21 protein-coding genes are annotated in these 24,070 nt (G+C 37.8%); 17 read left to right on the top strand and 4 right to left on the bottom strand.

The window, feature by feature from the left end; genetic code table 11:
• The 4 genes from VXQ11_RS14920 to VXQ11_RS14905 form a co-directional block, all read right to left on the bottom strand.
• Positions 1–150 (bottom strand): transposase (locus VXQ11_RS14920; protein ID WP_416706370.1); only part of this gene is annotated, 150 nt, incomplete at its 3' end.
• A 196-nt stretch (positions 151–346) separates the two neighbouring features.
• Complete coding sequence (locus tag VXQ11_RS14915; RefSeq protein WP_416706369.1) at positions 347–637, bottom strand: putative quinol monooxygenase; 291 nt, start codon at positions 635–637, stop codon at positions 347–349.
• Between the two features lie 59 nt (positions 638–696).
• Complete coding sequence (locus tag VXQ11_RS14910) at positions 697–1,770, bottom strand: Gfo/Idh/MocA family protein (RefSeq protein ID WP_416706368.1); 1,074 nt, start codon at positions 1,768–1,770, stop codon at positions 697–699.
• 178 nt (positions 1,771–1,948) lie between these two features.
• On the bottom strand, positions 1,949–2,869 hold the full coding sequence (locus VXQ11_RS14905) for a LysR family transcriptional regulator (protein WP_416706367.1): 921 nt from the start codon (positions 2,867–2,869) through the stop codon (positions 1,949–1,951).
• 119 nt (positions 2,870–2,988) lie between these two features.
• Between VXQ11_RS14905 and VXQ11_RS14900 the strand changes: the two genes are divergently transcribed.
• The 17 genes from VXQ11_RS14900 to VXQ11_RS14820 form a co-directional block, all read left to right on the top strand.
• Positions 2,989–3,864 carry an intradiol ring-cleavage dioxygenase gene (locus VXQ11_RS14900; RefSeq protein ID WP_416706366.1) on the top strand — a complete coding sequence of 292 codons (876 nt, stop codon included), beginning with the start codon at positions 2,989–2,991 and terminating at the stop codon, positions 3,862–3,864.
• Positions 3,864–4,544 (top strand): 3-oxoacid CoA-transferase subunit A, encoded by a 681-nt coding sequence (locus tag VXQ11_RS14895; RefSeq protein WP_416706365.1) that lies wholly within the window; start codon positions 3,864–3,866, stop codon positions 4,542–4,544. The genes VXQ11_RS14900 and VXQ11_RS14895 overlap by 1 nt, the downstream gene beginning before the upstream one ends.
• Positions 4,545–4,557: 13 nt before the next feature.
• On the top strand, positions 4,558–5,214 hold the full coding sequence (locus tag VXQ11_RS14890; RefSeq protein WP_416706364.1) for a 3-oxoacid CoA-transferase subunit B: 657 nt from the start codon (positions 4,558–4,560) through the stop codon (positions 5,212–5,214).
• Positions 5,215–5,342: 128 nt separating this feature from the next.
• A complete protein-coding gene (pcaF, locus tag VXQ11_RS14885) occupies positions 5,343–6,554 on the top strand; it encodes a 3-oxoadipyl-CoA thiolase (RefSeq protein ID WP_416706363.1) in 1,212 nt (403 codons plus the stop codon).
• A 302-nt stretch (positions 6,555–6,856) separates the two neighbouring features.
• The gene (locus VXQ11_RS14880) at positions 6,857–7,222 is read left to right on the top strand and encodes a nuclear transport factor 2 family protein (RefSeq protein ID WP_086174830.1); all 366 of its coding nucleotides are present in this window, start codon (positions 6,857–6,859) and stop codon (positions 7,220–7,222) included.
• Positions 7,223–7,233: 11 nt separating this feature from the next.
• A complete protein-coding gene (locus tag VXQ11_RS14875; RefSeq protein ID WP_086174829.1) occupies positions 7,234–8,301 on the top strand; it encodes a maleylacetate reductase in 1,068 nt (355 codons plus the stop codon).
• A gap of 90 nt (positions 8,302–8,391) precedes the next feature.
• Positions 8,392–9,573 (top strand): maltoporin, encoded by a 1,182-nt coding sequence (locus VXQ11_RS14870; protein ID WP_086174828.1) that lies wholly within the window; start codon positions 8,392–8,394, stop codon positions 9,571–9,573.
• A gap of 515 nt (positions 9,574–10,088) precedes the next feature.
• On the top strand, positions 10,089–11,477 hold the full coding sequence (locus tag VXQ11_RS14865; RefSeq protein ID WP_416706362.1) for a tyrosine-type recombinase/integrase: 1,389 nt from the start codon (positions 10,089–10,091) through the stop codon (positions 11,475–11,477).
• Positions 11,474–12,283 (top strand): hypothetical protein, encoded by an 810-nt coding sequence (locus tag VXQ11_RS14860; protein WP_416706361.1) that lies wholly within the window; start codon positions 11,474–11,476, stop codon positions 12,281–12,283. The genes VXQ11_RS14865 and VXQ11_RS14860 overlap by 4 nt, the downstream gene beginning before the upstream one ends.
• Positions 12,284–12,429: 146 nt before the next feature.
• A complete protein-coding gene (locus VXQ11_RS14855) occupies positions 12,430–12,630 on the top strand; it encodes a helix-turn-helix transcriptional regulator (protein WP_051590408.1) in 201 nt (66 codons plus the stop codon).
• A gap of 206 nt (positions 12,631–12,836) precedes the next feature.
• Positions 12,837–13,073 (top strand): hypothetical protein, encoded by a 237-nt coding sequence (locus VXQ11_RS14850; protein WP_111812745.1) that lies wholly within the window; start codon positions 12,837–12,839, stop codon positions 13,071–13,073.
• A complete protein-coding gene (locus VXQ11_RS14845; protein WP_034671305.1) occupies positions 13,057–13,326 on the top strand; it encodes a hypothetical protein in 270 nt (89 codons plus the stop codon). Before VXQ11_RS14850 ends, VXQ11_RS14845 begins: the two co-directional genes overlap by 17 nt.
• A gap of 140 nt (positions 13,327–13,466) precedes the next feature.
• Positions 13,467–14,678, top strand: a complete 1,212-nt coding sequence (locus VXQ11_RS14840; RefSeq protein ID WP_416706360.1) for a hypothetical protein — start codon at positions 13,467–13,469, stop codon at positions 14,676–14,678.
• A 644-nt stretch (positions 14,679–15,322) separates the two neighbouring features.
• Positions 15,323–20,215 (top strand): DEAD/DEAH box helicase, encoded by a 4,893-nt coding sequence (locus VXQ11_RS14835; RefSeq protein WP_416706359.1) that lies wholly within the window; start codon positions 15,323–15,325, stop codon positions 20,213–20,215.
• Between the two features lie 55 nt (positions 20,216–20,270).
• Positions 20,271–22,109 (top strand): DUF262 domain-containing protein, encoded by a 1,839-nt coding sequence (locus VXQ11_RS14830; protein ID WP_168526696.1) that lies wholly within the window; start codon positions 20,271–20,273, stop codon positions 22,107–22,109.
• Between the two features lie 39 nt (positions 22,110–22,148).
• Positions 22,149–22,532, top strand: a complete 384-nt coding sequence (locus VXQ11_RS14825) for a hypothetical protein (RefSeq protein ID WP_416706358.1) — start codon at positions 22,149–22,151, stop codon at positions 22,530–22,532.
• A gap of 1,237 nt (positions 22,533–23,769) precedes the next feature.
• A partial coding sequence (locus VXQ11_RS14820) for a DnaJ domain-containing protein (protein WP_416706357.1) occupies positions 23,770–24,070 on the top strand: 301 nt, incomplete at its 3' end.

The raw sequence follows: 24,070 nt of genomic DNA, 5'->3' as shown, positions 1-24,070 counted from the left end.
AATCAGTTGATTTTTCCAGTCGATAATTTGGTTTTGATGAACATCAAATTCAGCACTCAATTCAGCAAGTGTTTTTTTTGCTTTAATCGCAGCAAGTGCTACCTTAGCTTTAAAATCATTTGAATGATTTCTTCTTGGTCTACGTGCCATAAAATACTCCATATATTGATGTTTATAGCATCATTTGGGGAGCAAAATATCACTTATAAGTGTTGTTCAAATTTCCTGATCCACCTCTAACCAAGCGCTGGAATTCAGAATCTGAAAAACGATTTAATTTCTGATATTTCATGAAATCTATATTGAGGCAGTTTTTACTTTCGCAAGAGGTCTGTTGGATATACTATTATATTTTCTCTAGAATGCGAGTTTCATTATGCTCAACCATTCTTCCAACTTCTTTAAAACAGGCAATAAAGTGCGCTGTTTTTAAATGTTTATTTAAGTCATCCATCGTTCTCCATTTCTCAAAAAAGATTAATGTAGCAGGATCATGTACCTCTTGATGTAAATCATATTGTAAGCAAGCGAACTCTTTACGGGTCTTATTAACGAGCTCTTTAAATACTTCAATAACTTGATTAATGTGTTCTCGTTGGATTTCTAATTTAGCAACAACTCTAATTTCTTTATTCATAAAATCTCAAATAAAAGTAAAAATGCAACTATATAAGTAGTTGCATTTTTATTTAATGATTATAGAAAGACTTCTGTGCCATCTTTACCTGCAGAATCAAATAATGCCGCAAGTAGAACTGAAATGTTATGAGCTTGAGTGGCTGGTACCTGAGATGGTTTTCCATTTTGATACGAATCTAAGAATGCGTTTAGTTCACGATCAAAATAGACAGGGTTACCGATTTCAGCAATATCTGGAGAATATTCAGTTTTCTTCGTAGCCCAAATCTCAGGGAAACTTGTCTCATGCCACTCTGTCCAGCCTTCCGTAGTACCTTCAATATTACCAGTTTGATAAAGTTTGTAAGATGAAGGTAATGAACGTGAAGACATGATACCTTCAGTGCCATATGCAGTCATATCCCAACTTTCAGTCCAAGGAAGAACATCCCAAGACATAAAGTCTACAACAACAATTTTATCATCATAGTTAAGAATCGCACCTGCAGCATCTTCGCGAGATTCTTCACCTTTGAAATCTTTGAATTTGGTAATACGTGCATTCACAGATTTAGGCATACCAAAATGATGAAGTACGCGGTCAAATAAATGACAACCAATAACGAAGAATGCGCCACCAAGATCGCCAGGCTGTCTCATATGTGCGGTTTCAGCTTCATTATGTGAGCAACCAGCATGAGCACGAATTTGTAAAACTTTACCGATTTTACCTTGCTGAATAACATCATGCATTACGTTGATTGAAGGGGCGAAACGCCAGCAGTAACCAACCTGAACAAAGCCATTATTTTCATTAACAGCATCAACAATGCGTTGAGTATCTGCTACACCTCGGCCAGCTGGTTTTTCAACTAAAACAGCTTTTCCTGCTTGTAATGCAGCGATTGTTAAATCGGCCATTTCATAGCTTTTTGAATGAACCAGAACGATATCAATATCTGGATTACTTAAAATGTCTTCTTTAGTACGTTCAGTAAGATTCAAAGCCTCACAAAAAGGCTTTAAAAGTTCGCTATGATCTGCGGCACCATAAATCTCAATATCTTGACGACGTTGTAGTGCTTTTACTCGTCCTGAAGTGTGCGGGTGGGTAATACCTAAAAGCGCAACTTTTAATTTATCTTTTTGCAAAATAAAACTCCTGTAAAGAACTTTCCAATTTTGAATACATGAAAGTTAGCTTTTTCTAATATGTGTATAAAGAACTTTTAAGGAAATGATTATTTCAATTTTGAAATAATCATTTGTGAATGCTATATCAATGATGGTTTAGGGAAATGATTGGCATATTCCATAGCTCAAAGTGCAGTTATTGAATGGAACTCCAGTAACGTTCATATTCTTTATTTTTAAAGTCTTCGATTAAGAAATCTATAAATAATCTATTTTTAATCGGCATAAATTGCCTACTTTGAAAGGCAATATTGACCGTAAGTTCTGGAAGTTTCCAATCTGTTAGAATTGGAATAAGCCTACCTTCTACAATGTCTTGATAAATAATATAAAGAGGTTGAATTAAAATACCTGCACCGTTCAAAGCGGCTGATCTAACAATTTGACCATCATTGGTTTCCATGATTGGATCTAATACAAAGTTTTTAATTTCATCATCTTTGCTAAAACTTAGAATTCTCGGATTATTCGCATGACTGTAGAGCAAAATGTCATGATCTTGGAGTTCTTCGATAGTTTTTGGTTTACCTTTCCGTTTAATGTAGTCGTAAGAGGCTGCTAAAATTCGATGTGTCGTCGCTAGTTTTCGAATAGTTAAATTGGAATCTGGTTCAAATTCGCGAGTCCTGATAGCAATATCGATGTTGCTATCAATAATGTCATGGTAGCGATTAGCACCAATCAAATTGATTTTAATTTTAGGATAAAGTTTATTAAATTTAGGGATTAAGGGCGTGATATGCATAATTGCAAACGAAATTGAGGATGTGATCGTCACAGTCCCTTCAGGTTCAACAGCGGCAGAACTGATTGAGGATTCTGCTTGGTCAATTTCTGAAAGTAAGTCTTTACACTTTTTATAATATTCGAGTCCAATAGTTGTCAAAGATAAGCGACGAGTACTTCGTTCAATCAATCTTACATTGAGCCTACTCTCGAGAGCAGCAATATGCCTAGTTGCAGCAGCATTAGAGATATCTAATTTTTCAGCAGCTTTATTGAGTGTGCCTAGCTCCGCAACAGCAACGAATAACTCCATGCTCGTTAATCTGTCCATACAATCCCTTCCTATTATTTCCAATATGAAATAAAGATTTTCTCAACCAACATTTTATTTCAATAATTAACAGCTTAGCATGAGAAATATAGGAGTTAGATTCATTTTATGGAAAAATTATGAAAAATTTAGATGAAAGAACAATCACGCAAGCTGTTATTGAAAGAAACTCTTCTGCTTCGAATGATCGGTTAAAAGATGTAATGCACTCCTTAGTTCAGCATCTTCATTCATTTGCCCGTGAAGTTCAATTAACTGAAGAAGAGTGGGAAATTGGTGTGAAGTTCCTAACGGATGTTGGGCAAATTTGTAGTCCAACACGTCAAGAATTTATTCTTTTATCTGACACACTTGGTCTATCCACTTTAGTCATTGCTCAAAACCACAAAAAGCCGATTGGCTGTACTGAAGCAACAGTATTTGGTCCATTTCACGTTCAAGATGCCCCACATTTAGAGTTAGGAAGCAATATGAGTGCGGGGGTTAAAGGTACATCTTGGTTTGTTAATGGTGTCATCAAAGGAATAGATGGTCAAATTATTCCTAATGCCGAGATTGAAGTTTGGCAAGCAGATGATGAAGGTTTTTATGATGTTCAGAAAGAACATCTTGAACAATACCAAGGTCGCGCTGTATTCCATGCGGATAAAGATGGTAAATATCACTTTCAAACCATTGTTCCCGAAGCCTATCCAATTCCACATGATGGTCCTGTAGGAAAAATGCTTGAAGCATTAAATCGTCATCCTTGGAGACCTGCTCACTTACATTTCATGATTTCTGCTCCCGGCTATGAGCGTTTGGTAACGCATGTATTTAAAGATGCTGGCGAATATTTAGATTCAGATGCCGTATTTGGAGTACGAACTTCACTGATTGCGGAATGGGTAAAACATGAGAGTGGAACAGCTCCGAATGGTGAATACCAAAATGCACCTTTTTATACTCTAGATTTTGATTTCATTTTAAATAAGGAAAAGGCAGAGGCTGCATAATGATTAATAAAACTGCGGCTTCTATTCAGGAAGCGCTCTCCCAAATCACCGACGGCTCAACCATCATGATTGGTGGTTTTGGTACCGCAGGACAACCTGCAGAACTGATCGATGGCTTAATTCAACTCGGCATTAAAGACTTAACGATTGTCAGCAACAACGCAGGCAATGGCGATTATGGTCTGGCGAAACTGCTTAAAGCCGGTGCCGTTAAAAAAGTCATCTGTTCTTTTCCGCGTCAGTCAGATTCTTGGGTTTTTGATGAACTCTATCGTGCAGGCAAAATCGAACTGGAACTGGTGCCACAAGGCAATTTGGCCTGCCGTATTCAAGCTGCAGGCATGGGACTCGGTGCAGTCTTTACCCCTACAGGCTATGGCACCTTATTGGCTGAAGGCAAAGAAACCCGTCACATCGACGGTAAAGATTATGTGTTGGAATATCCCATCAAAGCCGACTTCGCTTTGATTAAAGCACAGCAAGGCGACCGTTGGGGCAATCTGGTCTATCGTAAATCTGCACGCAACTTTGGTCCAATCATGGCCATGGCAGCAGGTGTGACCATTGCCCAAGTGTCTGAAGTGGTGGAACTGGGTGAATTAGACCCAGAACATATCATTACCCCAGGCATCTTCGTTCAACATGTGGTGCAGGTACAACCTGAACCTGTTGCTGTGTAATCAGGAGACTTTCATGAGCTATCAAAAACTCAGCCGCAACCAGATTGCGGAACGTGTGGCACAAGATATTCCGGATGGTGCCTATGTGAATCTTGGGATTGGCTTGCCCACCAAGATTGCCAGTTACCTGCCAAGTGACAAAGATGTGTTCCTGCATTCTGAAAATGGCTTGTTGGCTTTTGGTCCACCGCCAGCGGCAGGTGAAGAAGATCCTGAGCTGATCAATGCTGGTAAAGAATATGTGACCATGCTGCAAGGCGGTGCCTTTTTCCATCATGGTGATTCATTTGCCATGATGCGTGGTGGACATTTGGATATTGCAGTATTGGGTGCATTCCAGATTGCAGCGAATGGTGATTTGGCCAATTGGCATACCGGTGCACCGGATGCGATTCCAGCCGTGGGTGGTGCTATGGATTTAGCCGTGGGTGCCAAGAAAGTGTTTATCACTACCGATCATGTCACCAAACAAGGTGAACCGAAGATCGTGGTAGAACTGACTTATCCAGCAACAGGGCTGAAATGTGTCGATCGGATCTACACCGATCTATGTGTGATTGATGTTACGCCTGAAGGCTTAAAAGTGCTTGAGAAAGTGGACGGTTTAAGCTTTGCAGAATTGCAGGCGATGACAGGTGCTCCACTGATTGATGCGACACAACAGAGTTGATGAATTGAATCCCCCCTGAATCTCCCTGTATTAGGGGGGATACTTTTATTGAAAGTAATTCTTCTCCTACTGTTGTTAAGAGGAGAAGAATTACTTGGCAAGAGTGGGAAGATGAAGTGAAGAAAATTATGAAAAATGCGTACATCGTAGATGCTATTCGTACCCCATTTGGTCGCTATGCTGGGGGGTTAGCCCCAGTCCGTGCCGATGACTTGGGTGCATTACCTATTCAGGCTTTGATGCAACGCAATCCAAGCGTGGACTGGAAACAGGTGGATGATGTGATCTACGGCTGTGCCAACCAAGCGGGTGAAGATAACCGTAATGTCGGACGTATGTCTGCATTGTTGGCAGGTTTACCGGTCGAAGTACCTGCAACCACCATCAACCGTTTATGTGGTTCATCTTTAGATGCGATTGCGATTGCAGCCCGTGCCATTAAAGCTGGTGAAGCCAATCTGATTATTGCAGGTGGCGTAGAAAGCATGTCACGTGCACCTTTTGTGATGGGTAAATCAGAAAGTGCTTATGGTCGTAGCCAAAAGATTGAAGACACCACCATGGGCTGGCGTTTTATCAATCCGAAGCTCAAAACCATGTATGGTGTAGAGACCATGCCACAGACTGCAGAGAATGTGGCACAACAATTTAATATTGATCGTGCAGATCAAGACCAGTTTGCCTTGACGAGTCAAAAGCGCACAACAGCCGCGCAAGCTCAAGGCTTTTTTAAACACGAGATCATCCCTGTGAGCATTGCGCAGCGTAAGGGTGATCCGATTGTGATCGACACGGATGAACATCCTCGTGCATCGACCACATTAGAAGGTTTGGCTAAACTGAAGCCAGTCGTCACAGCAGAAGGCACCGTCACAGCGGGAAACGCGTCAGGCATCAATGACGGTGCGGCTGCTGTACTGATCGCTTCAGAACAAGCCGTTGAACAGTACCAGCTTAAACCACGTGCCAAGATTATTGCGTCTACTGCTGTGGGTGTAGAACCTCGCATCATGGGCTTTGCCCCAGCCCCTGCGATTAAGAAGCTCCTCAAACAAGCCAATCTCACAATCGAACAGATGGATGTGATTGAACTGAATGAAGCTTTTGCTGCACAGGCACTAGCAGTGACCCGTGATTTAGGTCTGGCAGACGATACGACGCAAGTGAATCCAAATGGTGGTGCGATTGCGATTGGTCATCCACTCGGTGCTTCAGGTGCACGTTTGGTGACGACTGCACTGAATCAATTGGAACAAACGGGTGGTACTTATGCCCTGTGTTCAATGTGTATTGGTGTGGGACAAGGAATTGCGGTCATTATTGAAAGAGTAGTGACCTAGTTTTACTCGAGAGGGAGTGAATTAGAAAGGATCCATATTGGGGTCCTTTTTAATATTTGAATATTGATTATATAGTTATTTCTAAGAACTAAGAGTTCAGTAAATAAGTGAATGAATTGTAGAAATTAATATCGCTAATAACAGTTGGTATGATTTTTAAGCTTATGTTTTATTTTACGTTTTTTATATATTTATTATTCTTTCATTTTTGAAAATATAATTTCCTAAATCGTTGTTTTTTACTTTTTTTTTTAAAGTTAGGATTAATTGTATCTTGAGTTATATAGAGTGCTGTTAATCAAATGGACGATATTTTAATTAAAAATCTGGAAGATGAGCGGTTCAATGCAATCGTTGAAAGACGCTATGAGGATTTTGCCAAACTGGCCCATCCTGAAATGACTTATACCCATACTAGTGGAATTACTGATTCTAAAGAGTCGTATTTAGATAAGTTATTTGGTGGTTTCTATGATTATAAATGGATTGAACACCCAATTTCTAAAATTCAAATTATTGGTGATGTTGCACTTGTTTTTGGTGAAATGCATTCAGAGTTAGTTGCTGGAAATATTCAAAAAAACCTAAAGAATAAGTCTTTAGCCATTTGGAGAAAAGAAAACAGCGCATGGCTTTTCTATGCCTATCAGCCTACGCCATTGCCATAAGGATATTTGAAATGAAAAATGAGTTTATATATGACATCCCTCAGAGCAGAGTAATTTTTGGAGCAGGTTCCCTCAAAAATTTAAAGGCTGAAATAGAGGCTTTAGGTGCAAAAAAGGCATTAATCCTATCAACACCTGAACAGGTTGGACTAGCTGAGAAAATATCAGAATTACTCGGAAGTGCTTCTGTTGGTATTTTTCCTAAGGCTGTCATGCATGTACCAGTAGAAACAGCGAAAGAAGCAGTAGCTGTAGCGAGAGAATTGGGGGCTGACTGTGCAATTGCAGTGGGTGGCGGTTCAACTACAGGTTTAGGTAAAGCAATTGCTCTTGAGTATGATCTACCAATACTTGCTATCCCGACAACTTATGCAGGTTCAGAAATGACACCTGTATATGGAATCACTGAAAATGGGATCAAGAAAACAGGTAAAGATCCAAGAGTCCTGCCGAAAACAGTGATTTATGATCCTGAACTAACTTTAAGCTTACCTCTTGATATGTCCATCACCAGTGGGATAAATGCAATAGCTCATGCAGCTGAGGGTTTGTATGCCCAAAATGGTAATCCTATTATGTCTTTACTGGCTGAAGAAGGGATTCGTGCATTAGCTGATGGGTTAAGACTTCTTAAGAAAAATGATCAAGATATTGAAGCACGTAGCTTGTGTTTGTATGGTGCTTGGTTGTGTGGATATGTCTTAGGTAATGTTGGTATGGCTATTCATCATAAACTTTGCCATACGTTGGGTGGAAGCTTCAACTTACCACATGCACAAACACATACTGTCGTCCTTCCTCATGCAATCGCGTACAACGAAAAAGCAGTACCTGAGGCAATGGAGCGAATTAAACGAGCATTAGGCGCAACTGAAAGTACCGCTGCAAATGCACTATTCGATCTCGTTTCTGAGTTAGAAGGACCTACTACATTATCTGAGCTAGGTTTAACCGAAGCTGGTCTAGATAAGGCAACGGAGATTGCATTATCTAATCCGTACTGGAATCCAGAACCTATCGAAAAAAATGCAATTCGTCATTTATTACAGAATGCATTTGAAGGGATTCGCCCTAACTAAATTCGTCAATTCTTAATTAACGAGTGTACTACAGCTGACCTATTTATTTAGGTCAGTTGGATAATTTTGTCTAAAAAATGGAATTTTAAAATGAAAAAGACGCTATGGATGTATAGTGCCGCACTACTTATGTCTTCACAATTTGTATCTGCAGTGGAAGTAAATGGATACTTCCGTACGGGTATGGGGGGTACAGATCATGGTGACATGCAAGAGTGTTTTAAGCTGACAGGTGCTCCATCAAAATACCGTTTAGGCAACGAATGTGAGCAATATGGTGAGGTATTTGCATCACAAGAGTTAGCTGAGCTTTCAGATCATTCGAAAATTAACATCAATGGTATGGTTCAATTCTACAATGATTATGGTAAATCTTTAAAATTTAGTGGGGATAGTGGATACACTCGGATGAACCAGATTTATCTGGATTGGACGAATGTTTCATTCTTGAATGGAGGTAATTTTTGGGCTGGACGACGCTACTACAATCGAAATGATATCAACATGTCTGATTTCTTTTATTGGAATGAAAGCGGAACTGGTTTCGGGATAGACCACTATAAACTAGATAATTTTGCCCTTAGTTATGTTTTTTCAAGAAAAGATGATTTGTTTCAGGATAAATACATCAGTAAACATGATTTCACAGTGAGTGACATCAAGTTAAATGAAAGAAATAAATTGAATTTTGGTGTGTCTTATATTGATCATGATAATGATGGCTGGGCATTCACTATTCAAAATATTACATCAAATATTCTTAATGGTAAAAATACTGTTGCATTTCAATATGGTGAAGGACCCGGCACAGGGTTAAGTTATACTGGGGATGTCAGTCTAAGTCGTGATAATACTGCTATCCGTATGCTTGATGTATTGGATTGGCAAAGTCCGAATAAAGTACTTAATGGGCAAGCTCAGATTCTTTATCAAATTAATGATTACGAACAGCAAGAAGATGCGAAGTGGTTATCTGTCGGTACTCGAACATCATATGTAGTAAGCGATCATTTCAAGTTAACTGGTGAGATTGGCTACGATCAAATTAAACAAGGTAGTGAAACACGTGATTTGACGAAGATAACATTTGCTCCAACATTTACTCTCCATGGAAATGGATATAATGATCGACCTGAACTGAGGCTTTACTATACATATGCATTTTGGAATGCAGCTGAACAACGGATGAGAGATTTGGTTAACCCAGATAGTAGCTTCTATAACACATCTAATGGTTCTAATTTTGGAATTCAATTAGAGCATTCATGGTAATTTTTGAAGGATCATTTGGAAAATTGAATTTATGTGGCTATTAGACTAAGCCACATAAATTTGATGTTGTCATTACAATGATTTCGCTCTAAATTTTTAGAATTGCTTGATGGTGATATATTATATCGTAATATTTTATATTGCTATTAATGTTGATACAATCGGTACATTAGTTCAAATCCTGAATTAGGATTTGAACAGGATTTTTAAGTGATTAAATACACTAAATCTGATATGGGTCAAAATTGGGTCAATGAATTTTTTTATTCAATAAAAGAGCTTTAAAATGAATGAGTTAGGTTTTGAGTTCAATTGACGCCACCTCCACCAAAATTCTTAATTGTCATTCGTTCACATGATGACATATCAAACTAAAAGCCTTAACTATCAACAGTTAGGGCTTTTTTTATGCCTTTACATTCTGCATTATTCGTAAACATAGCATTGGCTCATTTGTATGGTGTTTTGTATGTTTGAGTTTAATGATGTGTGACCATACACGGAAAAGGTTTATTGTGTTTAAAGAAGATATTTCAAAATTTCCAATGGCTGATACAGTTCTAAAAGCTTTAGAAACAAATAAAGCTGAAGAACGTATTAACGACGGCGATAATTTATATTTTGTTATTAAGAGAGATGGTAAAAAGCGTTGGGAGTTTAGGTATAAAAAACCAGCTACGGGTAAGTGGACATTTATAGGGCTAGGATCATACCCTCAAGTTAGCGGAAAATTAGCAAGACAAAAAGCTATGGAGGCTCGAAACCAACTTTCTGATGGTATTGACCCGAAGGATGCTAAAGATCAACAAAAACAAGATCAGATCCAACAAAGTAGTGGTGAGTTTTTGTTTCAAAAACTTGCTGAAGAATATTGTGCAAGTAAAACTTGGACAAATGATACTCGTGTGCGAAATGAGGGGGCGCTAAGAAATCATGTTTATCCTCTCATGGGTAGTCGTGATTATCGGACAATTAAAAAAGTTGAATGGCTTGATTTATTTAAGACAGTTCAGAAAAAACTGCATCCGAAAACAAAGAAACCGATTGTTGAGATGGGGCAACGTGTTTGTGCTTTATGCCGTGATATTTATGATTTAGCTGAAGTGACTGGTCGGGTAGATCAGAACCCAGTTGCTAATATTCATAAGCATCTTGAAAAGCATGTAAGTGTAAACATGCCTCATGTTGCTGAAAAAGAATTGCCTGATCTCTTAGTTAAAGTCGTAAATTATCCGACACGACAAACTGCAATTGGTTTACAGCTAGCCTTAATGTTAGGTACTCGACCAAATGAAATTCGCCGTGCTGAATGGTCTGAATTTGATTTTGAAGAAAAACTATGGGTAATTCCTGCACATAAAATGAAGAAGCGTGTTGAACATACGATTCCACTTTCATCACAAGTTATAGAGTTGTTAAAAGAGTTAAAAGCATACAGTGGTTCAAGTCCTTACTTATTTAGAGGGAGAAATTCTAGTAAAGAACCTATTTCAAATGCAACGCTCGGAAATGCTTTAAAAAAAATGGGCTATAACGGTAAGCAAACACCACATGGTTTTCGACATATTATGAGTACAGCATTACGTGAGCGTGGTTTTCGACGTGAGTGGGTTGAATCAGCTTTAGCGCATAAATTGGGTGGTGTGGAAGGTGTCTACAACAAAGCTTTATATCTAGAGCAACGTAGAAAGATGATGCAAATCTGGTCTGATTATTTAGATGCTTTAGCAAATGGCAAATCATTTGAGTTTGATAGTTTTGAAATTGATAAATTGACGGAATATTCATGGAACGATATCGGTTTAGAAAAAAATAAATTCAATGCAAAACAACTAAGAGTACTTCAGTCTTTTATTGAAGCTATGGTTCAAGATGATGATATGTCTGAAGAGGAGGCTGCATGATGTCTTATGTAGATTACGCCGTCGCTTTAGATGAAATATCAAAAATGACTAAACAGCAATGTAATGAATTTACCCTCTTACACTATGTTAAGAATGGTTTGTTGGATTTATACGTTAAATTAAATACAGAATTTGATTTATGTGAGTGTTCAATAGCAGAAGATTTAGCTTACTCGATCAAAAAACAATATGTTGGTTATGTGCGTTTAGATATTTCGGATATAACTAATATCGACTTATTTAATTGTATCAGTAGCTCGTCTAGCTTATCTATTACTCAATTTAAACACGAGTCTAAGAATCTAGGTTGCGTATTGTTGAAGGAAAATTATCATTTTCAAAAAGCTCATTTCATTTCAAATTATTCACATCCTGAAGATAAAAATGTAATTATCAAAAGAATTAACTTATCAGAAGGTGTTGAGGAGCTATATAAAGACGATGCTTCTCCAGTTGAACTTTCAACTGTAGTCGCTGTATTGGGATTAGTTGAAAATATAGTTTTTTCTTTTAATGATATTAAATTCAGTCTTGCACAAATTAAAAAATTACAGAATAAGCCAATTATTCAGTTGAATCCGAAGGTAACTAATATCGACATCCGTAATAAAAGAATGGATTTAGGAAGGAGACTGGGAATTCAGTTTATTAAAAATGTTTTACCTTTCAAGATGGCTAATAATCAAGAAGACTTGGTGAATTTAGTAAATTGCACGTTGAGATGTTTCAATCAGGAGCGCGATTTTCAGACTATTATTGATTGGTGTAAGGAGGAAAATTTACCATTACCTTCCTCTAAAGAATAAAAAATAATCAAAGAAAACTATAAAAATATTTTTTGAATAAAAAGTATTCAAGATTACGGGAGGCTTGATCTGCCGTAATCTTGGAACATCCATATATCTTTATCTCATACTAGCCTCATCGGCAAAACGCTGTAATTGAGGTAACTATGAACATCCAACCAATTCGACTCACCAAGAAAGATACTGCTAAAGCTTTAGGTTTAAGTACTGATGGCTTGGATAAGTTAATGAAAAGAGATTCAACCTTTCCAAGAGCCTATAAGTTTGGAAGTTCAATGCAATCAAAATCTTATTTTGATTATTGCGAGATTCTGAAGTGGCATGAATCTCAAAAATTGATGGTGTAAGTTGGAGAGATAAATGAAAGTGACAGTCCTTACTTTAAATGAGTACTTTGAAGTCTATACAGAATGTGAAATTACAAGTGAACTTACATCCAATACTTCAATTGTGTTTACGGCGGTACATCATGGTGAAAAAGTGATTCTGATTAATACGGCGTTTGAAAGTTACTTAATTCAAAGTACTAGTTAGGAAAAGTGCAGTGCAAGAAATGTATAGCATTTGGAATGCGGCGCTATTGTTAACAGCGGAATTAAATAAGCGAACTACAAAACAGTGGTGGTCTTATTTGAAACATAATCCACGAAAGTGGCAAGAACAGGACGGTTTTCTCATCAATTATCACTTGATTGATGGTGAGCTGTTCTACACAGAGGCAGGTTTAAAAGCCTTCATTAATGCTCATAAGCAGGAAACTAAAGGAGAAGTGCATGGACGCTTTAAATGAACTCGAAGTAATTTTACGTGATAACACAACTGTCACGGGTACTGATGCAATGAGGGAATTTATTAAATGTGAGGTGGCGAATGTTATCGAGCATGCCGATACAGGGGATGTCACGGTAGATCTCAGTACCCCATCAGGTATTCAAGGAGCAGCAGAATTGATTTTTTATCATATTGAAGCTGCAACGGAGGTAAAAATTGATATTGCGTTCATTGTTGATGAGATTTGTAGTCAATTAAAGAGACGCAAATAACAAAACGGTGATGCAGTAAAAAAAGGAGATGCTGAAACATCTCCTTTTCCACATTTACACAATCGGCAAAACTGAGCAAGTAACCAACGAACTAGTGTTCATTGTAGCAGTTATTGCTATTCACAGCAGTTAGACAAGATATGGAAATTACACAATATTTAAGCCCACGCGAGTACCGTGAGACTGATAAAGCTACAGCGGAGTTAAATAGCTTCATGCTTGAACTATTTAAGGATGAAAAAAAGCTAGTTATCTTTGATAAGGATATTTTGCTCAGTGAGTACGATGACAGTGTACCAAAATGGTCAAAGACGAAGCGAACCAAAAAGTCAAAGGTAATCGAATCAATAGCGGTCACAATGGAAACGCCCATAGCGGAAGTTCATGCATTGTTAGACTCATTACAGGAGCGCCTAGCTGACAACATAAAAGATGCTGAACTTTACTATCCTATCAATGTTGAACTGTTTTCATCAGTGCGAAAGATTAAAGCTGTGATTGATTGGCTAGACTTGAGGTTTACGGTAGACCCGACTATGTGCAAGTTCTACAAAGAACCTAATGCACGTAGCCGCATTAAAGAGTTAATCACAAAGCGTACAGGTATACGTCACTACATTGCACATAAGGACAACCACATCACCCAGCATGATGCATCATTCACAATTCGACTGCATGACATTCGGAATAAAAGCGATCTAAAGAAAATTACTGATTTACTGGTCGAAGAGTACGGTGCAAAATGTGAAACAATGACTATTGATGCGATCGAATTATCTCTTGATTTTTACGGAGGTGATGGTTCGGCTATAGTCATCAAGTTGCACAAAGCCATGCAGTACCCAGTAGACGCTAGGTTATTACGAACCTATAAAACAAAATGGACACGGCGAGATATACCGACCGCCCCACATGCGCTTTATGAGCTTGTAGAAAATGGCTACAACATCGGCATGGGCGATCATCGGAGTGATGTATTCTGCGTGAGAGCATACTTCAAACGAACCGACAAGGGCGGTCAATCTTTATCGAAAGACCAGCACAGAGCGCGAATTGAAGTAACGCTGACAAAGTTAGCTTTTACGGATGATACCACTGACCTTCACATAAGCAACTTGCGCAAAATCATTACTTGCGGATTCAAGAAAATGCAATTCACTAAATTGAGCAAACGAGCAACGCTCACCGAAAAAGACCAGTATTACACCCAAGTGAAACCATTCGGAAAAGAGCAAGAGGACAAGCTGAGTATCAGCAGACATAAGCGAAATTTACCCGATGCGATCGAGAGCTACGCGTGGCTGAATGAAGCGAAACGAAACGCCGTGAAAGACCTTGCGAGAAAGTTTTAATTCGCAAATTTCGGGGTGTTTTTTTAAAGATCAATTTTACTCTAAGTCATATGTTGTATGACTTAGAGAGATTTTTGGAGCACAAGTTGGCCTAATAACAGTAATAACATATATCTATTAATATACTGAGTAATGATTATTAACGAGAGGATGAGCGATAGCGAATCTGAACGAAAAAGAATAATCAGACCAACAAACAAACCGCCCATGCTCACCCACAATCAAGATCACACAGCACCTTTCGATTTTGCACTGCTACAGCTATGCAAAACTTCAATCATGCCAGTGATTAAATGGAGTGATGTCCTAGAAAATAAGCGAAATGCGGTATGCCTACCATTCATCAATCGGCAATTTTTTTGAAAAGTTCTTATATTTCATTTAAGTGAAAACTTAATATTTACTTCTACCTAACTTAACCTAATTTTGGCATTAACTACACTTACTTATAATTATCTGCCGTAGAATGCATTCATTTGTACTGTAAGCTCGATTTTGATTTTAGCTAGCCGATTCATCATTAATAAATTTTGATGCAAACTTCACATAATAAAGCGCATCTGAGAGACCTAAATTAATGTTTTAGTTTTGTAATTTTTTTGCCTAAAATAGCGGTATATATCGAGGCACTCTTGGACTTTGTCATGTCGGCTTTTTTTGACTTAATTAACACTTATAGAACAACAGCAAAAACAGAACGAGAAAAAGGAACTTACTTCGAATTGCTTTGTATTAAGTATTTCGAGCATGAACCCTTCTATGCCGATCTATTCGCGGCGGTACAACCCTATACCGAATGGGCAAAAGAACAAGGATTGTCGGGCAAAGATACAGGCATTGACCTTGTCGCAACGACCAAAGACGGCGAGTTCCACGCAATTCAATGCAAGCTCTATGATACAGATCGAAAAGTAACGAAATCAGAAATTGATAGTTTCTTATCGGCGGCATCCAAAACTTATTTTAAACGTCGTATCATAGTCAGTACCACACACGAATGGTCAGACAATGCTTTAGCGACTTTGGAAAACCAAGACCCACCTGTCACGAAAATTGATCTTGAAACATTAGCGCAAAGCACAATTGATTGGTCATTGTTCGCGGAAAAGAAAGAAGTCGTTTTCAAAAAGAAGAAAGACCTTCGAGATCATCAAAAAGCCGCTTTAGTGAATGTGAAAATTGGCTTGTACGATCAGAAGCTTGAGCGTGGTAAGCTCATTATGGCATGTGGTACAGGTAAAACCTTTACAAGTCTTAAAATCGCTGAAGAATGCGCGGGTAAAGGCAAGCGCGTATTGTTCCTTGTGCCAAGTTTATCTTTGTTATCCCAAACATTGACTGAATGGACACAAGAATCAACAACGCCGTTGCATAGCTATGCAGTCTGTTCAGATACAGAAGTCGGCAAAAAGAAAAAAGGATCTGTCATTGATGCAGTCACAACCCTTGAACATGAACTGCAATATCCAGCGACAACAGATGCGAAGAAGTTGGCTGAAAACGTCGAGAAGCATCACGATGACGAGCACATGACAGTTGTGTTCTCAACATATCATTCTATTCAAACTGTCAGTGATGCCCAAAACGAGCATCAGATGTATGAATTTGATCTAATTATCTGCGATGAAGCACACCGTACGACTGGTTCAACGCACGACAGTGAAGATGATTCAAACTTTGTGAAGATTCATGATGGTGGTTTCATATTGGGCAAAAAACGCCTTTATATGACAGCTACACCACGTATTTATTCAACTGAATTAAAAAATAATGCTACTGATTTCACTCTTTTTTCAATGGATGACGACAAGTTATTTGGTGAAACTCTTTATACCATTAACTTTTCAGATGCAGTGAAACGTGGCTTATTAGTCGATTATAAGGTCATCGTACTCACTGTAGATTCTGAAACAATTATCAATAAAATTGGTAGTTTTATTACTGAAAATAGCGATATTGTCGTCGATGATGCCGCACGTATTGTCGGATGTTGGAAAGCATTGTCTAAACAAGGTATTCATGCGGATGTTGAAGAAGATATTAATCCGATGCAACGCGCACTTGCATTCTGTCAGGTGATTGACCAAACCGAGAAAGCACGTACACATCAGGTGAGTTCTACTCGAATTGCAAATATTTTTCATAAAGTTGTCGAAGCATATCAACAAGCAGAAAATAAAGAAGGCAATGAAATCTCTCACCGTTTGGTATGCGAAGCACAGCATGTCGACGGTGGTATGGGTGCAGACCTAAAAGAACAAAAGCTGAATTGGTTGAAAGCAACGCCTAAACCACAAGTTGATGAAAATGGAGTAGAGCGTCCGATTTGCCGAGTTCTAACTAATGTTCGTTGCTTGTCTGAAGGTGTAGATGTGCCTGCACTTGATGCCGTGTTATTCCTGACACCACGTAATTCACAAGTTGATGTGGTTCAGTCTGTTGGGCGTGTTATGCGCTTAGCACCAAACAAAACACGTGGTTATGTAATTTTACCTGTTGTGATTCCACCTGGTATGGAAGCTCATAAAGCGTTAGATGACAACAAGACTTATAAAGTCGTGTGGGATGTTTTAAATGCCCTACGTTCTCATGATGATCGTTTCGATGCCATGATCAATAAAATGGACTTGAACGGTATTGATCGAACAAAAATGGAAGTCATAGCATTAACTGATAAAGTTGCAGTTAAAGCGAAAAAGAAAGGTGCGGGCAAAGGTGGTACAAGCATCGGTACACCGACCAAGAAGAAAAAAGATGAAGCTGAAGATGTTCAACAGTCCTTCAGTTTTGAATCGGGCGAGATTGAGCGTGCTATCGTTGCTAAGGTAGTTCAGAAGGTCGGAAATCGTCATCATTGGGAAGATTGGGCAAATGACATTGCCAAGATTGCACAAACCCATATTAAGCTCATTAAAGACATTCTAGAACGTCCTGAATGTGACAAAGAACGCGCCGTCTTTGAAGAATTTGCCTATGAGATCCGCGATGACCTTAACAACGCGGTATCGGATGCTGAAATCATTGAAATGTTGGCACAGCACCTGATTACCAAGCCTGTCTTTGATGCCTTGTTTGATGAGTATAGCTTTGCCGCTAAAAACCCAATGGCACAAGCTATGCAGAAGGTTTTAGATGTACTTGATCAACATCACTTAGACAGTGAAACAGAAGCTCTACAACGCTTCTATGACAGCGTAAAGCTTCGTGCATCGGGTATTGATAGTGCCGAAGGTAAACAGAAGATCATTGTTGAGCTTTACGACAAGTTCTTCCGTAATGCTTTCCCTCGTATGACCGAACGCCTTGGTATTGTCTACACACCAGTTGAGGTGGTGGACTTTATCTTGCACAGTGTCAATGATGTACTTAAGCAAGAGTTTGGTAAGAGCTTTGCGGATGAAGGTGTGCATGTACTTGACCCATTCACGGGTACAGGGACGTTCATTTCTCGCCTATTGCAAAGTGGTCTAATTCCATCGGATAAGTTGGTCTATAAGTACAAAAACGAGATTCATGCCAATGAGCTTGTATTACTCGCTTACTACATTGCAGCCATCAATATTGAAGCGGTTTACCATAGCCAAATCATTGATGAATACACGCCATTTGAAGGGATTTGTTTAACCGATACTTTTCAAATGTACGAGAAAGAGGATTTGGTAGATCAAGTTCTTGTAGATAATAGCGCACGTCGTAAACGTCAGAAATTACTCGATATTCAAGTGATTATTGGGAATCCTCCATATTCAGCAGGGCAAAAGTCGGAAAATGATGACAATCAGAATGTTGCCTATCCTCAATTGGATCAGCGCATAGCACAAACCTATGCAAAGAACTCAACGGCAACTTTAAAGAATAAGTTATACGATTCTTATATTCGTGCGATTCGTTGGGCAAGTGATCGTATATCCTCACAAGGTATTATCGGTTTTGTAACGAATGCTGGTTTTATTGATGCGAATACGGCAGATGGCTTACGTAAGTGTTTGGTTGAAGACTTTAGTAGTTTGTATATCTTCCACTTGCGAGGAAATCAACGAACTTCAGGCGAAAAATCTCGTCAAGAAGGTGGGAAAATCTTCGGTAGTGGTAGTCGTGCACCCATTGCAATTTCAATATTAGTGAAGAATCCCAAAGCAGAAAAGCATGGGCAAATCTATTTCCATGATATTGGAGATTATTTAAGCCGTGAAGATAAGCTTGAAAAAATTTCAGAATTTAAGAGTATTCAAGGCATTGCCAATTCAAATGGATGGGAAATAAAAGTCCCTGATGAGCATGGAGATTGGTTGAACCAACGTGACAATTCTTATCAAAACTATATGTTAATTGGTGATAAAGAGTTTTCACATAGTAAGAGTATATTTTGTTGCTACTCTCAAGGACTGTTAACAGGAAGAGATGCTTGGGTAATTAACTACTCTAAAACACAATTAGAATCAAATGTGAAGAGAATGATTTCCTTTTATAATGATTCAATCAATAACAATGGTCAGCTTTCAAATGATCCGACTAAGATTAGTTGGACGGCAAATCTTAAAAAGAGTGCAGATAATAAAAAAAGATTAGCATTTGATATTCAAAACATCGTGCCTATCTACTATAGACCTTTTTCAAAGCATTGGATGTACTTTGATAAGTCCTTGAATGAAAGAACCTCATTCATGGGGGCTATGTTCCCAAAGGAATACGATCACTGTAATAAAGCTATTGTTGTCTTAGGTCGTGGTGAAAATAAAGAATTTTCAGTCATGCTTGTTGAGTCAATTTCAGAGTATAAAACCTTATATAATAGCCAATCATTCCCGATGTATTACTTTGAAGAAGTATTCGAAGACAAGAATGTCGGTTCAGGTGATTTATTCGATGAATCACTTGATTTAACCGTGACGGAAACCAAGTACGAACGCAAAGATGGCATCAGTGACGAAGGCTTACAGCACTTCCAAACGGCATACCCTAACGAGCAAATCACCAAAGAAGACATCTTCTATTACACCTACGGTTTACTCCATAGCGAAGAATACCGTACACGCTATGCGGACAACCTCACTAAAGAGTTGCCACGTATTCCATGCGTGAAGAAAGCAGAAGATTTTTGGGCGTTCTCTAAAGCAGGTCGTGAGCTTGCACATTGGCATCTCAACTACGAAAACATTGAGCCGTACAAAGCAACATTGGATACAGGTAGCGCGGCGTACAATCAATTGACCGCTGAAGACTTCTATGTCGTAAAGATGAAGTTTGCCAAGAAAGGTGAAAAAGGTACGGTCGTTTATAACAAGCGCATCACCATCAAGGACATCCCCGTAGAGGCGTATGAGTACGTGGTCAATGGTAAGCCTGCGCTTGAGTGGGTTATGGAGCGTCAGGGCGTATCTACTCATAAAGACAGCGGTATCGTAAACGATGCAAACGATTGGGCAATTGAAACAATGAACAACCCAGCATACCCGCTTGAGTTATTCTTACGTGTGATTACGGTCAGCCTTGAAACAATGAAGATTGTTAGAGCTTTACCGAAGTTGGATATTTGATTTTTATATGGCAGATACCTATCTGCCATTTTTATTTTTTGAGGGTATTTAATTAATGGATGTTTCTCCAGACAAACAAAATATTGACACTTTATTTTCAAATACGCAGTACAACATTGATTTTTATCAAAGAGATTATAAATGGAGTGCTGAGCCAGTAAATAGACTACTGGATGATGTATTTTATAAATTTAACGAAGTTTATTCGGCTAATTCGGATTTACCACCCGAACCAAAGGTGATAGATACTAAATATCCTTGGTACTACCTTAATACTTATGTCACCAACACTATTGATGGTGAAGTGTATGTTGTCGATGGTCAGCAACGGCTTACAACCATTACTTTAATTATTATTAATATGTACCGTAGATTGGTGGATAACAAAAGTAAATTAAGTAAATGGGTGGATGCAAAAATTTGTGGACAAGTTGGTTTTGAAAATACCTTTTGGATGAATCATAAGGGGCATCTAAAGACTCTAGATGCACTTTACTCGGGTGATGCAGATACAGCACCAATAGACTCGGGTCTTACTGCAGTCAATATGGTAAAAAACTACAAAGTTATATCTGAATGGTTTGACACATATATTGGTGATAACCACCATAAGTTGGAAACTTTTGTATTTTACTTTTTAAGACGATTAGTGCTAATCAATCTTTCAGTGGAGCAGACAGATGTTCCTATGGTTTTTGAGGTTATCAATGATAGGGGGGTAAAACTTAAGCCTTATGAGATTCTTAAAGGGAAATTATTAGGTCAGATTGATAAATTACTCTTAGAAAGTAAAAATTATAATGAGCTTTGGGAAACTAGCCTCAAAAAAATTAACAAGTTTAGCGAGGATGAGGCGGATAGATTCTTCAGATTCTATTTGAAGTCTAAATTTGCTGACACGAGAGCCGAGGGGCAAAAGTTTGATGGTGACTACCATAGAATCATTTTCTCATCGAGTTTTCAAAGTAAATTATGCTTAGATCACAATCCTAAGGGGGTTGTGGATTTTTTAGATGCAGACTTTACTTACTATTCCAAAGTTTATGCCAATCTTTTAAATAAATTATCAAATGATTCAAATTCTTATTTTACTTTTAACTCTTTAAATGATTTAGATGGTAGCCTTTTGTTAGGATTGTCAGTTTGTAGCATTGATGATCCGAATGAAGATGAGAAGTTAAACAGTATAGCTAAAGAGATAGATCGGTTCTTTGCTCTTTTACAACTTCAGAATTGCTATGAAAGTAATGCTTTTCAAGAATCTCTTTACCGCATTTCAAGTGAAATACGTGAGCAGGATTTGTCTATCATACGTTCTGTATTTGATAACGAACTCAAGTCTCAAATAGAGAAAAAGAGACAGGTTCAACCTGAGAATCCTTTTGATTATTCCTTGTTTAAAAATACTGGTGATAATTTAAATGCTAGATTCAAGAGATATTTTTTTGCTAGGGTTGAAGGTTTTTTAGCAAAGAATCTGAATGTGGAGATGAGACATTCATACCAACCTTTAGTTTCAAACACGGGCTCAGTTAACGGTTTTCATATAGAACATATACTTTCAAGGAATGCAGAAAGCCTAGCGTTATTTGATAACCAAGAAGACTTATTCGTGAATGAGCGAAATCGTCTAGGTGGTATCTTATTGTTAAAAGGTAAGGATAATATCTCGAGCAATAATGAAACTTATGAAGAGAAGTTGAAGACATACTCTGGTACGCTTTTATGGAATGAAACTTTACGAGAAGATTTTTATAAATCAAATCTAGACTTTAAAGCATTTAGAGCGAAATTTGATCTAAATGAGTTGGAAGGTATCAATGTATTTGACCGTGATGCTTTGGAAACCAGACAGAAAATTTTATTTAAAATGGCCACTCATATTTGGGCTTAAGATATAAGAATTTAAAGAGGTTTTAATGTTGGAATGGTTATGAATATTCTTGAATGGCTTGAGGTGAGCAAGCAACGAGCAGTTGAAAATGGCTATGAGCCTTTTGAAGACTCTGAAGCATACGGTGGGGAAGTTTTTGTTAAAGATGATAGAAAATGGATTCATTCAATAGGTCGCTTGAAGAGTAAATTAGGTGTAATGACCGATGATGAATTAGAGGGACTAGGGTATTCGGTAGCCGATTATCACCGTTTTAACTCGGATGAAAAGGAGTTCTCACGGAATATTGTAATGAATTCGGTCAATGCTGAACTGTTAGAAATTTTTGGCGATTGTGCCCCTGATGAGCATGGCGCTATTTATCTTGGAGATGGAATCTATATGGATGATGAAGGAAATACATTTGGAGACTGGAATCGTTAGACTCTCGAATTATTGCTCAATAGCTTCCACACGATATACATAACCTAGACGAGTTCAATTTCAATTGTTAGAATTGAACTCGATAAATAGGCTTTTAAGTTAATGATATATTAAGTAATTGGCATCTTGTATGGTGTTATGTATGGTTGATTTTTTAATTTTTATAAAATTTATATAAATCAATACATTAATCTTTTAGTTTGGTAGACGCCACCCCACCAAAATTCTTTCCGAAGTAATCCATCGGAATCTAGAAAAGCCTTTAAACTCAATGTTTAAAGGCTTTTTTATTGGCTGTATTGTCCGACTCTGTCCTACGCTGTGTGACCCCATTTTTGCTTTGTATAGGTAAAAATAGGTAAAAATTTTCTTAATATATTAAAAATTAGTATGTTATACAGTTGATTCAACTGATGCTGCTTAGACTCTACTTTCTTTTTGACCTTTATAACTTCTGCACTATTGAGCAGATGCAATGACTTCGATATGCCCTATAAGCCATTTCTTAATTCTGGAGTTATGCATAAGTCTTAATTTTGAATATTCGTTTGAATTGGAGTTTATTCAACACGATCTGTAGAAATTCATATCAATATTTAAAATCTGTTTCTGAATTAAAAAAGAGTCTTATATGGACTCTTTTTTATGGGTAGTTATTTGGAGATCCTGCTTTATAAAGATAAGGTTCTGTATTTATTCTATAAGTTTCTCTGCCAAAAATTTATTGAAGTTTATATATCCAGGCTTAAGCTGATCTATATGTCTGTGTATCAACGAAATCGGATGGTAGATCTACATTTAAGTATAAAGTAGATGTAACGATCAATCGGGATAGGATAGATCGTAACTGAGGACGATACTTTGTATCGAATGTTCCACGATTTTAATAAGCCTTAGCGAGTAACCAGATCTGCCATACAGGTTAAAGAAGCGGCTGCAGAAGCTTTTATATCGGGTACTGGTTCCACATGTGCAGAAATTTAGCATGATTCTAAAATCATGAGTACAGATATACCTATGGGTAAGATGCTATTTTATAATAGTTTTTATTATGATAATCCATTAAGTAATCAGCTATAGCAGCTGTCATCAGAAAAACTATATTATGCTATAATTTTAATGTGTTATTTTTTGTGTGCAACGAAATAATTTATAACAAGAAAAATCCTTAAAAGGTTTTTTTATCTTTAAAAAATTTGAATAATGATTAAAACATAAACAATAAAATAGAGTAGATATGGCCAAGAATTATTATGAAATATTAGGTGTATCTCGAGATGCAACTGATGAGCAAATTAAAAAAGCTTATCGTAAACTTGCAAGAAAATATCATCCAGATGTCAGTAAAGAAGCTGATGCTCAAGAGCGTATGCAAGAAGTAAATGTTGCCTACGATGTGTTAAGTAATGAAGAAAAAAAAGCAGAATATGATTTTGAATTAGACCATCCACAGAGTAGCCATAGCCAAGGTGGGAATAGTCATCAATATTATTCCAATATGGGCGGGCAGGATTTTTCAGGGTTTGAGGACTTGTTTG

The sequence above is a fragment of the Acinetobacter sp. 197 genome (assembly GCF_048148385.1).
Lineage (GTDB): Bacteria > Pseudomonadota > Gammaproteobacteria > Pseudomonadales > Moraxellaceae > Acinetobacter > Acinetobacter pecorum.
Note: the sequence above shows the minus strand (reverse complement) of the source record. Positions and strands in the feature narration are given on the sequence as shown.